Here is a 14,859-nt window from a genome sequence, read left to right on the forward strand (position 1 = left end):
AATATTACCAACACATAGAGCCGTAAGTGTTGGTATGCGCCGTCCGCGCCAACACTTGGCCTCTGGGGGTGTCACACGACGGACAGCCGCACGCTCCACGCGGTGCGCTCTCGCGGAACGCGGTACCGTTCGGGGAGAGCCGGGCCGACGGATGCCGAGCCGATCCCCTGCTGACCGTGATCGAGGTTCAGCCACACCCGGTCGCCCGCGACGAGTTCGCTCGGGCGACGCGCAGCCTCGAGCTGCTCCGAGGTCCATCGTCGCGCCGTGAAGTCGAAGGGCTCGCCGTCGACACGCAGCGTGGGCATGCCTTCTGCCGAGAGTTCCAGCCACCGCGTCTGCGTGTGGTTGCCGTTCTCCTGTGGGATCGGATACGGCGTCTGCAGGGCGTCGATCGTGCGCTCGAAGCGGCCGACGCGAGCGCCGTCGACCGAGTCGACATAGGTCTCCTCCGGCCCGCGGCCGAACCACGCGATCCGGTCCGCGGCGGCGGGCAGGGCGAAGCGCAGGCCGAGCCGCGGCACCCAGATGTCCCGGTGCTTGAAGGGCGTGTCCGCCCAGGGGCCCACGAAGTCGACAGTGGTGTCCAGGCGCACGCCCTCACCGTCCGGTACCCACGTCATCGTCCAGGCGACGCCGTGCGGGTGCGTGCGCGGCGCGGTCCGCCCACGCACGACGAGGCGTTCGCCGTCGAGTGCGACGTCATCGACGCGGTGCAGCAGGCGGTGCAGGCCGGTGGCGTGCCACACGGCCGCCAGGTTGTTGTTGTCTCCCTGTCCACGGTCGTTCTCGGTGGGCGCCCGGTACAGGTCGATCCAGGGGCCGTCGATCGGCAGGTCGCCGAGCCCGATCAGGCGGCCGGTGGCGGCATCGAACGACGCCTCCCCGACGCGGATGACGTCACCGTCGCGGGAGGCCAACGCCGCGATGCCCCGCCCGGGCCGCGCGGCCTCCTCGACCGGCTCCGCGACCTTCTGCCCCCAGGCGATCACATGCCCTTCCGGTGCCCATGCGGTCGCGGCCGCGAGCGCCGCCTCGACCGTCAGCACGGCATCCGTCGCACGAAGAGCGGATGCCGCGGCATCCGGGATCGCGGTCTCGACGCGCTCCCCTCGCGCGATCGGCGGCACATCGAGCACTCCGCGCGCGACGACGCGCCCGTCGGCCTCGACGGACCAGCGGAACCCGAGGTCGGAGGTGTCGGCCGCGTGCCGCTCGTTCGCGATGCGCACCCGCTCGCCGACCTCGATGTCGATCACCTCGTGCGCCTTCGCGAGCTCGGCGAGGGCCGGCTTCGGGGTGCGGTCGCTCAGCACCAGCCCGTCGAGGCTGAAGCGGCCGCCGCGCGGCTCGTAGTCGATGTCCTCGCTCTGCAGGACGAACGCGTGTCCGTCGGCGTCGACCGCATTGATGCCGTGGTCGATCCACTCCCACACGAAGCCGCCGCAGAGCCGGTCGTACGCGCGGAGCACCCGCCAGTAATCCTGCAGGCCGCCGGGTCCGTTGCCCATCGCGTGGGCGTACTCGACCAGCAGGAACGGCAGCCCGCGGCGGCGCTCCTCCTCGGCCTCGGTCACGCCGGCGGGAAGCGGCTCGTCAGGGTCGTCGAACACCATGCCGTGCATGCTGAGCTTGCCGCCGCGCGGCTCCTCGCGCCGTCCGATGCTCTCGAGCAGCTCCAGCGACGGGTACATCAGCGCGTAGAAGTCCGAGTCGCGATAGCTCGGGTCGCGCTCGTACAGCACGACCCGCGACGGATCGCGCTCGTACAGCCAGCGGCGCATCTCGGTGAAGCCGTCTCCCGACATGCTCTCGTTCGCGAGCGACCAGACCACGATGCTCGGGTGGTTCTTGTCGCGCTCGACCGTGCGGCGGAGGCGATCCACGATCGCCTCGCGCCACTCCGGCAGCGCCGGTGGATTGTGCTCCCAGCCCTCGTAGATGAAGCCGTGGGTCTCCAGGTCGACCTCGAGGACCACCCACAGCCCGTACACGTCGCACAGGCGCAGGAACTCGGGGTGCGGCGGGTAGTGGCTCGTGCGGACGGAGTCGATGTTCGCGCGCTTCATCATCACGATGTCCTGGATCATCGTCTCGCGATCGAGCGTTCGCCCGGTGTCCGGGTGGTGCTCGTGGCGGTTCACTCCCCGGAACGTGAGCGCGCTCCCGTTCGCGCGCAGCACGCCGTCGACGATCTCGACGCGACGGAATCCGACAGCGAGCTCGACCGTCTCTCCCGCCGCCCGCAGGGTGCCACGGTAGAGACGGGGGATGTCGGCGCTCCAGGGCTCCACGGAGACGGTCGCGGTCTCCCCCGCCGGCATCTCGATCCCCAGCTCGGGGATCACGACGACCGCATCGATCGAGGCGTCGACGCGCAGGGTGCCGAGGCCGGTGACGTGGTCGTAGTCGGCGTGCACGAAGTGGTCATCGATCGCGCCCGTCGGCCGCGAGATCAGCTCGACGTCGCGGAAGATGCCGGGCAGCCACCACATGTCCTGGTCCTCGAGGTAGGTGCCAGCCGACCAGCGGTGCACCCGCACCGCGAGCACGTTCCGGCCGGCGCGCACGGGGGCGTCGAACTCGAACGGCAGCCGGCTGCCCGTCGACCAGCCCAGCTCCTCGCCGTTCAGCCAGACCTTCGCGCACGAGTCCACGCCCTGGAACCGCAGCACCGCAGGGCCGAAGTCGGCGGGGACGTCGAAGACCAGGCGGTAGTCGCCCGTCGGGTTCTCGGTCGACACGTACGGCGGATCGAGCGGGATCGGGTAGGCCGTGTTCGTGTAGAGCGGCCCCTCCTCCGTGCCGAGCATGCGGCGCGCGGGGCCGCCGACGAGCGGGGTGAAGGCCTCGAGGACCCAGTGCGAGGGGACGCGCATCTCGTCCCAGTCGGTGTCGTCGAAGTCCGTCGCGACGAAGCCGTGACCCGTCCCGGCGGCGGTCGGGGACAGCCGGAAGCGCCAGGTGCCGTTGAGGCTGAGGACCGCGGCGTCGCTCACGGCATCCGCGCGCGGCGCACGCCGACCGGCACCGGGCAGAGTGCTCTCCCAGTAGCGACCGGTCATTCGTCGGCTCCGTACCCGCTGTCGTCGATGGGCGACGGCGCGGGTCCGAGAGCGGCGAGCTCATCCCACACCGCGTCGGGGATGGACGTGGCCGCGAGCCGCAGGAGGGCGTCGAGTCGCTCGGGCGAGGAGACGCCGACAACCGTGCCGTCGATCATCTCCTCGCGCAGGGAGAGGGCGAGGGCGACGGCCGGCAGGGAGACCGCATGACGGGCGCACACGAGGTCCGCCTGCGCGGTCCAGTCGCGAAGAGCATCGGATGCCGGCCGGTAGTGGTACCGCGCACCCTCTCTCGGCCCTCGTGCCAGCAGATCGCCGCCGAACGGCGCCGCGTTGAAGACGCGCCGGCCGCGCTCGTGCGCGTCGCGGAACATCGATGCGGCGCTGCGATCGACGAGCGTGTAGCGGTTGTGGCAGAGCACCGCGTCGAACAGCTCGCTGTCGAGATAGCGCTGCAGCAGGGGAACGGGGCCGGCGGCGATGCCGATCGCGGCCGCCACGCCCTCGTCGCGCAGTCGCACGAGCGCGGAGACCGCTCCGCCGGGCGCGAGAGCATCACGGACCGTGACGACGTACGGATCGTGCAGGTGCAGCAGTGGCACCGCGTCGACGCCGAGTCGCCCTAGACTCTCCTCCACCGAGCGCAGCACGCGGTCGGCGTCGAAGCGACCGGTCTCCGGATCGCGATCGACCTTCGTGAGGATCCGGCGGGCTGCCGAGGTGCGCTCCTCGGGAGTCATGGCCGCGAGCGCCCGTCCGAGGATGCGCTCGGATGATCCGCCGGAGTAGTTGTTGGAGGTGTCGATGAGGTGTCCGCTGCGCAGCAGCGCCAGGGCGGTCTCGACCGCGGCCTCCTCGTCGCCGGAGCCGAGCCCCGAGGTGCCGAGCACCAGAACAGTCGGCCGCTGCCGGGACGTCATCGTGGGATCTCCTCGCCGCGAGTGCTACGGTCGGTTCTGAACCGTTTCAGCGCAAGTTTATTCATAGGAGAATTCACATGTCAACGGCATCCGCACCGAGTCTGATCGCGTCAGGAGCCGAACTCGAGCGCCTCGCCGACGGCGCCGAGTGGAGCGAAGGCCCGATCTGGCTGCCCGCGATCCGACGACTGCGCTGGAGCGACATCCCGAACGATCGCATCCTCGAGTGGGATGCGGCCACCGGCGAGGTCTCGACCTTCCGCCAGCCCGCCGAGTACACGAACGGGCGCGCACTGGACCACGAGGGCCGGGTCGTGCAGTGCAGCCACGGCCGACGCGCGATCGAGCGCGAGGGAGCGGCAGGACCCGAGGTGATCGTCGACCGCTGGAGCGGCGGCCGGTTCAACTCCCCGAACGATCTCGCCGTGGCAGCCGACGGGGCGATCTGGTTCACGGATCCGCCGTACGGCATCCACCCCAGCGGTCGCGAAGGACACCCGGGCACCTCCGAGTACGACGCCTGCTTCGTGTTCCGCTGGGATCCCATCACCGGCGAGGCGGAACCGGTCGTCACGACCATGGTGCATCCCAACGGCATCGCGTTCTCCCCCGACGGCTCCCGGCTCTACGTCGCCGACACGGGGTTCTACGCCGACCACCCGGAGGCCCAGCAGGTCCTCGTGTTCGAGGTCGACGGGGCGACGGTCGTCGGCGACGGACGGGAGTTCGCGAAGCCGCCGTTCGGTGCCTCCGACGGGTTCGCGGTCGACCGCGAGGGCCGGCTCTGGAGCTCGGCCGGCGACGGGATCTACGTCTACGCACCGGACGGCGAGCTGCTCCACCACGTCGCCGTACCCGAGACCGTCTCGAACTGCACCTTCGGCGGCGACGACGGCCAAGACCTCTTCATCACGGCCTCGACGAGCCTCTACCGGATCCGCACCACGACGACCGCGGTCTGAGCGATGTTCACCTACGCCGCCTACAACGCCGCTCCGGCCGAGCTCGCCGCTTCCGCGCAGGAGGAAGGCGAGTGGTACCGCCTCCTCCGCGCGGAACCGCTCATCGGCGGGCTCGAACTCGGGTTCCTGCACGGCCTGCATCCGCGCGGCGTCGAGCGACTCCGCTCCCTGCTCGATCCCGGATGGCGGAACATCGTCACCGCGATGCCGCACACGCTCGCGATCGTCGCCGAGGACCGCTCCTATGGACTCGCCTCCGCCGACGCGGGCGGTCGCCGTCGCGCCGTCGACGACGTGGCACGGCTGCACGACGAGGTCTTCGCGCTGCGTGCGGCGCTCGGTCCGCTCGCCGTGACCGCGGTCGAGCTGCAGTCCGCTCCCCTGGCCGCGACCGGAGCAGCGGGCGGCACGCACCTCGCCACGTCGCTCACCGAGATCGCCGGCTGGGACTGGGCCGACGTGCGGCTTCTGGTCGAGCACTCGGATGCGTCGACGTCGACCCACCCTCCGGCCAAGGGGTGGCTGTCACTGGACGACGAGATCGTCGCCGTGCGCACGGCCATCGAGCGCAGCGGCGCCGCCATCGGCCAGGCCGTCAACTGGGGCCGCTCGGTGGTCGAGACGCGCATGCCGGGCGGTGCCGTCGAGCACCTCGAGCGGCTGCGTGCGGCGGGGACGCTCTGGGGCTTCACCGTGTCCGGCGTGTCGGACCAGGCCACTTCGCGCAGCCTTCCGTGGGAGGACGTTCATCTGGCCATCGCCGACGTCGACCCGGAGTCGCTCCTCACCGCGGCGGCTCTCGCCGATGCCGTGGCTGTCGCGAAGCCGGCGAGCCTCCGGCAGGTGGGGGTGAAGGTCGGGGCGCCGGCGGCACCGACGAACCTCGCCGGGAGACTGGCACCCGGCCTCGGCACGCTGCGGGCTCTGGCCGGAGCCTGGTCGCACGTCGCCCCGAGCCCATGACGGGCCTCGATAGGCGAAGGCGCGGCTCCGGGAGCCGCCTAGGGGGCCGAGTGCTGTGCCGCCGCGTACTCCTCGCGCCACAGGTGGGCGGGCTCGAATCCGAGCCGGTCGCGCGCCTTGTCGATCGACATCAGAGTCTCGAACTCGCCGAGCCCTTCCCGCAGCGGGACCCCCGGGTAGTTGCGCGCCGCGTACTCGGCGGTCGGCATCGACACCCCGGAGTCGGACGCCGCGACGTTGTAGACCTCGAAGCCGGGGGACGCGTGCTCGAGCGCGAGGGCGACGGCGGTGGCCGCATCGCGCGCGTCGACGTAGGTGCCGAGCAGGTCGCGGCGGTAGTCGGCGGCACCGGCCCGCTCGAAGGTCGCGTACTCCCCTTCCGCGACGACGTTCGTGAACCGCAGCGCGGTGATGCTCGTCCCCTCGGCCCAGTGCACGAGCTGTGCGGCGATCGCCTCCTCGGCGACCTTGCCCAGCGCGTACGTGTTGTTCGCCTCGACGTACCCCTCGTCCACCGGAAGCGACGTCAGATTCGCGAAGTCGGGGAAGCCCATCGCCGTGATGCTCGACGCCTGCACGATGGTGCGGATGCCGGCGCGGAGGGCGCCGTGGAGCACATGGAACGTGGCGTTCATGTTGTTCGTGAACGTGGCGGCATCAGGGACGAGTCCGTTCACGGGCAGCGCGGCGAGATGCACGAGGGCGTCGAGGCCGTCGTGGCGGGCCGTGACGCCGAGCAGCGCGTCGAGCACCTGCCCGTAGTCCTGCAGATCCACCCGGACGAAGCCGAATCCCGGCTCCCCGACGATGTCGAATCCCACGACCTCGTGGCCGTCGGCGCGCAGCCGCTCCATGGTGGCACGCCCGAGCTTTCCCGAACTGCCGGTGACGACGACGCGCATGGGGATCCATCCTTTCGTTCCCCCTATCTTCCCGCCCACACTTGAAACGTGTCAATTCATCCGCGATGATCGAGACACACCCCGATCTGGAGACTCATGAGCATCGTCGTCGCTGCGCCCACGTTCGAGCACCACCGCCACGCCCTCGGCATCGGCGAATCCGCTCCCCGCATCTCCTGGAAGACGCAGGCGCCGGCGGGATGGAGGCAGGCGTCATACGAACTCGAGGTGACACGCGGCGACGAGGTGTCCACCGCCTCCGCCACCGACGACGACTCGGTCCTGCGCGCGTGGCCGTCGCATCCGCTCGCCTCGCGGGAACGCGCGGTCGTGCGCGTCCGTGTCTCGGGCGACGACGGCTCGGTCTCGGACTGGAGCGAACCCGCCGCGGTCGAGACGGGGCTGCTCGAGCCCGGGGACTGGTCGGCGATGGCCGTCGGCGCGAACTGGAACGAGAACCCGCTCAGCGACGAGCGCCGCCCGTCCGTGCTGCGGCGGGACTTCGCCGCGCGAGGAGGGCTCGTGTCGGCCCGCCTCTACGTCACCGCGCACGGCGTCTACGAGGTCGAGATCAACGGCAACCGTGTCGGCGACGATGCGATGTCCCCCGGCTGGACGCCGTACCGGCAGAAGCTCCGCTACTACACCTACGACGTGACCGACGCGATCGACGAGGGGCCCAACGCCATCGGGGCCTGGCTCGGCGACGGCTGGTACCGCGGACGCATGGGCTGGCGCGGAGGCTTCCGCAACGTCTTCGGCACCGACCTCTCGCTGCTGGCGCAGCTGGAGCTGCGCTACAGCGACGGCTCGACCGAGACGATCGTGACGGACGGCGACTGGCGTGCGGCGCCGAGCCCGATCCTGCACACCGGGAACTACGACGGCGAGACCTACGACGCGCGCGTCGCCGCCGAGATCGCAGGCTGGTCGCGGCCGGGCTTCGACGCCGCCGGCTGGTCCCGGGTCGTCGCGGCACATCGCGACCCCGCGACCCTCACCGCCCCGGAGGGCCCGCCCGTCCGCTGCACGCAGGAGGTGGCCCCGGTCGAGCTGCTCACGACGCCCAGCGGCCGGCGCGTGCTCGACTTCGGTCAGAACCTCGTCGGGCGTCCGCGCTTCCGCGTCACCGGGCAGGCGGGCGACGTCGTGCGCTTCCGCACCGCCGAGGTGCTGCAGCAGGGCGAGATCTACACGCGCCCTCTCCGCGACGCGAAGTCGACGGACGAGTACGTCCTCGCCGGAGACGGCGTCGAGGAGTGGGAGCCGCGATTCACATTCCACGGCTTCCGGTACGCCGAGATCGAGTGGCCCGGAGACGCGGACGCTCTCGAAGCCGCGGTCGCGGCAGGAGACATCGTCGCCCGGGTCTACCACACCGACATGGAGCGCACGGGGTGGTTCGAGTCGTCGAACGCCCGGGTCGACCGACTGCACGAGAACGTCGTCTGGAGCATGCGGGGCAACTTCCTCGACATCCCCACGGACTGCCCGCAGCGCGACGAACGGATCGGCTGGACCGGCGACCTGCAGGTGTTCGCTCCGACCGCATCCTTCCTGTACGACGTCTCGGGGATGCTCTCGAGCTGGCTGAAGGATGTCGCGATCGAGCAGCTGCCCGACGGCACGGTTCCCTGGTACGTCCCGGTGATCCCCGCCGACAAGCAGTGGACGCCGATCCGCCCCGGCGCGGCGTGGGGCGACGTCGCGACCTTCACGCCGTGGACCCTCTACGAGCGATTCGGGGACACCCGCATCCTCCGCGACCAGTACGAGAGTGCGAAGAAGTGGGTCGATCTGCTCGAACGGCTCGCCGGCGAGGATCGGCTCTGGGACGAGGGCTTCCAGCTGGGCGACTGGCTCGACCCCGCGGCCCCGCCCGAGGACCCGGCGGATGCGACGACCGACCGCTACCTGGTCGCGACGGCGTACTTCGCCCGCTCCGCGGACCGCGTCGCCCGCATGGCCGAGGTGCTGGGTCACGACGACGACCGGGCGCGATACGCGGAGCTCGCAGCCGAGGTGCGCGCGGCGTTCACGGCGACCTACGTACGCGAGGACGGCCGGATGACCAGCGATGCGCAGACCGCCTACTCGCTCGCGATCGCCTTCGAGCTGGTGTCGGATGAGCATCTCGCGACGGCGGGGGCCCGTCTGGCCGAGCTCGTGGAAGAGGCGGGGCACCGCATCGCCACCGGCTTCGTCGGCACGCCCCTCGTCTCCGACGCCCTCACCGTCACCGGCCACGCGGATGCCGCATACGACCTGCTCCTGGAGACCGAGGCGCCGTCGTGGCTCTATGCGGTCCTGCAGGGCGGGACGACGATCTGGGAGCGCTGGGACAGCCTCCGCCCCGACGGCACCGTGAACCCCGGCACGATGACGTCGTTCAACCACTACGCCCTGGGCGCGGTGGCCGACTGGCTGCATCGGACCGTCGCCGGGCTCGCGCCCGCAGCCCCGGGCTACCGGTCGATCCGCTTCGCCCCGACGCCGGGCGGCGGGTTCACGCACGCGCGCGCCGCACACGAGACGCCCTACGGACGGGCCGAGATCGCCTGGCGCGTCGACGGCGGATCGCTGCGGGTCGATGTCACCGTGCCGACGGGCACGACCGCGACCGTGGAGCTCCCCGGCGGCGAGCGCCACGAGGTGGGAAGCGGCAGCCACCGCATCGAAGGCGCCTGGAGCGCTCGCACCCTGTCGGCATCCGGCGACGACTCGCGGAGCTGATGACGGCGAGACCGTCGTCCATCGAACGGCCGGTCAGCCGGCGGTCGAGGCGCGCACGACGAGCTCGGGGCGGAATCGCACGTTCCGCTCGTACTCGCCATCGGGATCGTCGATCGACCGCAGCAGGAGATCGACCGCCGTCTGTCCGATGAGCCGCGCCGGCTGCCGGATCGAGGTCAGCGGCACGACCGTGGCCGACGCGAAGTCGATGTCGTCGTAGCCGATCAGCGCGATCTCCTCGGGCACGCGCACGCTCCCGAGGATCGTGAGCGCCTGCAGCAACCCCACCGCGAGGAGGTCGTTCGCCGCGAACACCGCGTCGGGACGGTCGGCCCCGGCCCTCGCGACGATCGACTCGCCGGCCTCCCGTCCGTGCAGGACGGTCAGCGCCGGAACCTCGATCACCTCGAGCTCGGCCTCGGGCACCTCGGCGACCGCGCGTCGCGCGCCCGCGAGACGGTTGGCGACCTGGGTGAGCGAACCGGGGCCGGCGAGGAAGGCGATGCGTCGGCGGCCGATCTCGAGCAGATGCCTCGTGGCCAGGTACCCGCCCTCGACGTCGTCGACGGAGACGGAGCAGAACCCGCTCCCGGGGATCTCGTGGTCGACCAGGACCACCGGGGTGCCGGCATCGGCGAGCCTCCGGATCCCGGCGACATCGTCGGAGGACGGCGTGATCAGCACCCCGTTCACCCGCTGCTCGCGGAAGAGATCGAGGTAGCCGTTCTCCCGCGCGGCATCCTCGTCGCTGTTGCCGAGCAGGACCGAGAGGTGGTCCTCGTCCGCGCGAGCCTCGGCGCCGCGGGCGACGTCGGCGAAGAACGGGTTGCCCGCGTCGAGCACGATGAGCCCGATGCTCCGGCTGCGACCGGCGCGCAGCTGACGCGCAGCGTCGTTGCGCACGAAGCCGAGCTTCTCGATCGCGTCGCGCACGCGCTGCACGGTGCCCTCGGCGACCTTGTCCGGCCGGTTCAGGACGTTGGAGACGGTGCCGACGGAGACGCCGGCGGTCGCGGCCACCTCGCGCACGCTCACTGCCAACGGGTGCCCCTTCCTGTCGTGCACTGTCCGCGAGTGTACGGCACGCCGCAGCCCCGCCTACTCCTTGTCCTCGGCTCGCCGCGCGCTCACCGCGGTCGAGACCCAACGGTGACTCCCGGAGCCGACGACGTGCCGTCGGCCATCCGGCAGCACGACATCCGCCTCGGTGTTCGCCGGAACCTGCGCGTCGATCACGACGCCGCCGTCGGAACGCTCCCATCGCACGCGCGCCTCTCCGTACGGGGTCAGGTGCACGGCCTCGGCGAAGTCGAACCCGTCCAGCGGATGGGGCTCGATCGCGAGACGCGCGTATCCCGGCTCCGCGGGCGCGAGTCCCGCGAGGGTGCGGTGCAGCCAGTCCGCGATCGCCCCGAGCGCGTAGTGGTTGAACGAGGTCATCTCGCCGGGGTTGATCGTGCCGTCCGGCAGCATCGAGTCCCAGCGCTCCCAGATCGTCGTCGCCCCCATCGTCACCGGGTACAGCCAGGACGGGTTCTCGGTCTGCGTGAGCAGCCGCTGCGCGACATCGATGTGCCCCGTGCGGGTGAGGGCGTCCGCGATGATGGGCGTCCCGACGAACCCGGTGCCGATCCGGTGGTCACCCTGCGCGGTGAGCTCCGACAGCCGGTCGCCCAGAGCCTGCCGCCGCCCGGGATCCACGATGTCGAACACGATGGCGAGGGAGTAGGCGGTCTGCGCATCGGATGTCATCCGCCCCTCTGCCGAGACGTACGCCGCGAGGAAGGCGAGCCGCACCTCTTCCGCGATCCGCGCGTACTCCGCCGCGTCGTCGTCTCTGCCGAGCAGCGCGGCCGTCCGCGCGGTGAGGTCGGCGGAGCGGAACACGTAGGCGGTCGCGACGATGTCGGCCGACGTCTTCGCGTCTGCCGGCCGCTCCGGCGGAGCATCCGGGTCCAGCCAGTCCCCGAACTGGAACATCCCCTCCCACAGCCGCCGCTCGCCGGACAGCCCGACGACGGCATCGGTCCAGCCCTTCATGCTGTCGTACTGCCGTTCGAGCGTCTCGAGGTCGTCGAACCGCTCATGCAGGACCCAGGGCACGACGGTCGCGGCGTCGCCCCAGGCCGCAGCCGGCTGCGCCGGCCCGAGCACGTTCGGCACGACGAACGGCACGACGCCGTCGACCTGGTCGATCGCGAGATCACGCAGCCAGGAGTCAAGGAATCCGCGTACGTCGTAGAGGAAGCTCGCGGTGGGCGTGAACACCTGGATGTCGCCGGTCCACCCGAGTCGCTCGTCACGCTGCGGGCAGTCGGTCGGCACCGACAGGAAGTTGCCACGAAGACCCCACACGACGTTCTCGTGCAGCCGTCGGACGAGCGGATGCGAGGTGTCGAACCACCCGGTGCGCTCCATGTCGCTGTGGATCACGACGGCCGTGACGTCGGACGGATCGAAGGCACCCGGCCAGCCGTCGATCTCGGCGTAGCGGAATCCGTGGAAGGTGAACTCGGGCTCCCACACCTCGACACCCCCTCCGGCCAGCGTGTACCGGTCGGTGGCGGCGGCGGCGCGCAGCGGACGCGTGCCGAGCTCACCGTGCTCCAGCACCTCCGCATGCCGCAGGGTGACCACCTGTCCCGCCTCGCCGTCGACCCGGATGCGCAGCCGCCCGACGAGGTTCTGCCCGAAGTCCACCACCGTCCTCCCGGAGGGGGTCGTGATGACCTCGACGACCGGGAGCTCCTCGATCCGCCGGACGAACGGCGAGACGCGGGCGCCCGGCACCGGCACGTCCTCGACCACCGCGACCGGCGCCCACGCCGACGCGGCGAGGCGGGCGTCGTGCTCCTCCCCGGCATACAGGCCGCTGGCCGTGATCGGGCCGGGGGCGCTCTGCCAGTCGGCATCCGTCACGATCGTCTCGGTGCGCCCGTCGGCGTATTCGATGACGAGCTGCGCGGCGAAACGGGGCTGATCGCCGTAGACCGTGGCCGCCTCGTCGCGGAAGCCGTAGCGTTCCGTCGCCCACGCTCCCGCGAGTCGCACCGCGATGGTGTTCTCCCCCGCAGAGAGCAGTCCGGTGACGTCGGTCGTCTCGTGCACCGTGCGGGCCTGGAACGGCGTCCATCCCGGCTTCAGCACCTGGTCGTCGACATCGACGCCGTTGATCGACACCTGATAGACGCCGACCGCCGTCGCGTACAGCGTGGCGCGACGCACGTCACCGTCGAGCGCGACCACGCGTCGCAGCTCGGCCGGCTCCGCCGAGGATGCGGGGGCCGCGACGCCGACGCTCTTCGCCTGCCACTCCCCGTCGGCGAGGAAGCCCGCGACGATGCGCCGCGGGGTGCTCCACTCCGACACCGCACCGTCGGCACCGGTCACGCGCACGCGCAGGTGCACCTCCTCGCGCGGACGCAGCGGGCGGAACGGCCAGCGGATGCGGACCGACTCCCGTCCGCTGATGACGTGCGTCTGCACGCCATCGCCGGTGAGTTCGAGCTCCGCGGCATCCTGCGTCCATTCCGGCGCGGAGGCCTCGGTCGCCCAGCTGATCGCCGGAGCGGCCACGGCGACCGCATCGCTGCGGTACGGCGCGTCCACGTCGACGCGCGCCACTGTCAGAGTCATTCTTCCCGCCTTCATGTCAGGTCACGGTCATCATTCCCCGCGTGCGCTTCATCGCGGCACACGAGTCGATCCTGAAACGATTCATGATCGGATGTCAAGGTCCGGATGCCGAGCGACGCCGCAGCGCCCGTCCGGAGCCGGACGCGGGTTCTGACGATTCGGTGACAATCGTTGACTCTCACTCCGGATCGTCGTACGGTACCGACGTTGAATGGTTTCAACCCTTCGACGCCGAACGCTCTCAGTGCAGAGATCGTCACAAGAGTCAGCTTTTACATGGAGGTAAAGGATGGACAACACCCGTAGTCGAAGGGTTCTCCTCGCCGCAGCAGGCGTCGCAGCCCTCGCCGTCCCGCTCGCCGCCTGCAGCACGGGCGGAGGAGGCGAGAGCGCCGACGGCAGCGTCGAGATCACGTTCCTCGTTCCGAACTCGGGCACGAACGTCGAATCCGCCGAGGCCATGATCGCGGCCTTCGAGGAGGAGAACGCCGACATCACCGTCAAGGTGGAGTCCCAGCCGGCCGGCACCGAGGGCGACAACCTCATGAAGACCAAGCTCGCCACGGGCGAGATGGCCGACGTGTTCTGGTACAACTCCGGTTCGCTGTTCCAGGCGCTGAACCCGGACCAGAACCTCGCCCCGCTCACCGACGAATCCTGGGTCGGTGACATGCAGGACACCATGAAGGCCGTGGTCGAGACCGAGAACGGCGTCTACGGCGCACCGTTCGGCGCGACCCAGGCCGGTGCCGTCGTCTACAACAAGAAGATCTACGCCGATCTCGGCCTCGAGATCCCGACGTCGTGGGACGAGTTCGCGTCCAACAACGCCGCGATCAAGGCGGCAGGCATCACCCCGGTCATCCAGACGTACGGCGACACGTGGACCAGCCAGCTGTTCGTGCTCGGCGACTTCGGCAACGTGCTCGCGCAGGATGCCGATTGGGGCAGCGAGTACACGGCCGGCGAGCGCAAGTACGTCGACGAGCCCGCGCTGGCCGGCTTCGCCAACCAGCAGGAGGGATTCGAAGAGGGCTGGTGGAACGAGGACTTCGCGTCCGCCCTTTACGACGACGGAGCGCGGATGGTGGCGACCGGCGAGGGCGCGCACTACCCGATCCTCACCGGGATCGTCTCGACGTTCCAGCAGAACTTCCCCGACCAGATCGAGGATGTCGGCGTCTTCCCGCTGCCGGCGCAGAAGGCCGAGGACACCAAGCTGACCGTCTGGCTCCCGAACGCGGTGTACGTGCCGAAGACCACCGAGGGCGCACAGCTCGAGGCGGCGAAGAAGTTCGTCGCGTTCATCAACTCGCCGGCCGGCTGCGACGTGCAGAACACCGCGATGGTCCCCTCCGGACCCTACGCGATCAGCACCTGCGAGCTCGGCGACGACGTGCCCGGCCTGCTGAAGGACATGCAGGTGTACTTCGACGAGGACAACACGAACCCCGCCCTCGAGTTCCTCTCCCCCATCAAGGGACCGAACCTCGAGAACATCACGGTCGAGGTCGGCAGCGGCATCCGCTCCGCCGAGGACGGCGCCGCACTCTACGACGAGGACGTGAAGAAGCAGGCCCAGCAGCTGGGTCTCGACGGCTGGTGATCGCCGACTGATCCCGGGGTGCGGGCCCTGCACGGGGCCCGCACCCGCCGACCTCACTCGACGGAGAGACCC

The 14,859-nt window shown here is 70.7% G+C and carries 9 protein-coding genes; 4 read left to right on the forward strand and 5 right to left on the reverse strand.

Translation table 11 applies throughout. The features are described from left to right. Positions 1 to 71: 71 nt before the first annotated feature. Together LBN7_RS06140 and LBN7_RS06145 are read right to left on the reverse strand one after the other, a co-directional pair. Positions 72 to 3,065, reverse strand: coding sequence for a glycoside hydrolase family 2 TIM barrel-domain containing protein (locus tag LBN7_RS06140; protein WP_407361253.1), 2,994 nt, complete (start codon positions 3,063 to 3,065; stop codon positions 72 to 74). Next, on the reverse strand, positions 3,062 to 3,985 hold the full coding sequence (locus LBN7_RS06145; RefSeq protein ID WP_116634238.1) for an aldo/keto reductase: 924 nt from the start codon (positions 3,983 to 3,985) through the stop codon (positions 3,062 to 3,064). The genes LBN7_RS06140 and LBN7_RS06145 overlap by 4 nt, the downstream gene beginning before the upstream one ends. A 77-nt stretch (positions 3,986 to 4,062) precedes the next feature. Between LBN7_RS06145 and LBN7_RS06150 the strand changes: the two genes are divergently transcribed. Further along, on the forward strand, positions 4,063 to 4,947 hold the full coding sequence (locus LBN7_RS06150; RefSeq protein WP_407361254.1) for an SMP-30/gluconolactonase/LRE family protein: 885 nt from the start codon (positions 4,063 to 4,065) through the stop codon (positions 4,945 to 4,947). A gap of 3 nt (positions 4,948 to 4,950) precedes the next feature. Then, positions 4,951 to 5,910, forward strand: a complete 960-nt coding sequence (locus LBN7_RS06155) for a DUF4862 family protein (protein WP_407361255.1) — start codon at positions 4,951 to 4,953, stop codon at positions 5,908 to 5,910. Between the two features lie 38 nt (positions 5,911 to 5,948). On the opposite strand, the gene LBN7_RS06160 is transcribed toward LBN7_RS06155, so the two are convergent. Next, on the reverse strand, positions 5,949 to 6,812 hold the full coding sequence (locus tag LBN7_RS06160; RefSeq protein WP_407361256.1) for an NAD-dependent epimerase/dehydratase family protein: 864 nt from the start codon (positions 6,810 to 6,812) through the stop codon (positions 5,949 to 5,951). Positions 6,813 to 6,908: 96 nt separating this feature from the next. Here LBN7_RS06160 and LBN7_RS06165 point away from each other — a divergent pair, with 96 nt between their 5' ends. Then, positions 6,909 to 9,545, forward strand: coding sequence for a family 78 glycoside hydrolase catalytic domain (locus LBN7_RS06165; protein ID WP_407361257.1), 2,637 nt, complete (start codon positions 6,909 to 6,911; stop codon positions 9,543 to 9,545). 33 nt (positions 9,546 to 9,578) lie between these two features. Here the strand turns inward: LBN7_RS06165 and LBN7_RS06170 are convergent, their stop codons facing one another. Then, positions 9,579 to 10,586, reverse strand: a complete 1,008-nt coding sequence (locus LBN7_RS06170; protein WP_407361258.1) for a LacI family DNA-binding transcriptional regulator — start codon at positions 10,584 to 10,586, stop codon at positions 9,579 to 9,581. A gap of 57 nt (positions 10,587 to 10,643) precedes the next feature. Beyond that, positions 10,644 to 13,181 carry a family 78 glycoside hydrolase catalytic domain gene (locus tag LBN7_RS06175; protein ID WP_407361259.1) on the reverse strand — a complete coding sequence of 846 codons (2,538 nt, stop codon included), beginning with the start codon at positions 13,179 to 13,181 and terminating at the stop codon, positions 10,644 to 10,646. Positions 13,182 to 13,470: 289 nt separating this feature from the next. On the opposite strand from LBN7_RS06175, the gene LBN7_RS06180 reads away from it, so the two are divergent. Next, positions 13,471 to 14,787, forward strand: coding sequence for an ABC transporter substrate-binding protein (locus tag LBN7_RS06180; protein WP_407361260.1), 1,317 nt, complete (start codon positions 13,471 to 13,473; stop codon positions 14,785 to 14,787). Positions 14,788 to 14,859: the final 72 nt, after the last annotated feature.

It is taken from the genome of Microbacterium sp. LBN7, from assembly GCF_045690345.1.
Lineage (GTDB): Bacteria > Actinomycetota > Actinomycetes > Actinomycetales > Microbacteriaceae > Microbacterium.

Coding starts and splice junctions, on each gene's coding strand:
- LBN7_RS06140 (WP_407361253.1), bottom strand. CDS start 3,065: ATGACCGGTCGCTACTGGGAGAGCACTCTGCCCGGTGCCGGTCGGCGT.
- LBN7_RS06145 (WP_116634238.1), bottom strand. CDS start 3,985: ATGACGTCCCGGCAGCGGCCGACTGTTCTGGTGCTCGGCACCTCGGGG.
- LBN7_RS06150 (WP_407361254.1), top strand. CDS start 4,063: ATGTCAACGGCATCCGCACCGAGTCTGATCGCGTCAGGAGCCGAACTC.
- LBN7_RS06155 (WP_407361255.1), top strand. CDS start 4,951: ATGTTCACCTACGCCGCCTACAACGCCGCTCCGGCCGAGCTCGCCGCT.
- LBN7_RS06160 (WP_407361256.1), bottom strand. CDS start 6,812: ATGCGCGTCGTCGTCACCGGCAGTTCGGGAAAGCTCGGGCGTGCCACC.
- LBN7_RS06165 (WP_407361257.1), top strand. CDS start 6,909: ATGAGCATCGTCGTCGCTGCGCCCACGTTCGAGCACCACCGCCACGCC.
- LBN7_RS06175 (WP_407361259.1), bottom strand. CDS start 13,181: ATGACTCTGACAGTGGCGCGCGTCGACGTGGACGCGCCGTACCGCAGC.
- LBN7_RS06180 (WP_407361260.1), top strand. CDS start 13,471: ATGGACAACACCCGTAGTCGAAGGGTTCTCCTCGCCGCAGCAGGCGTC.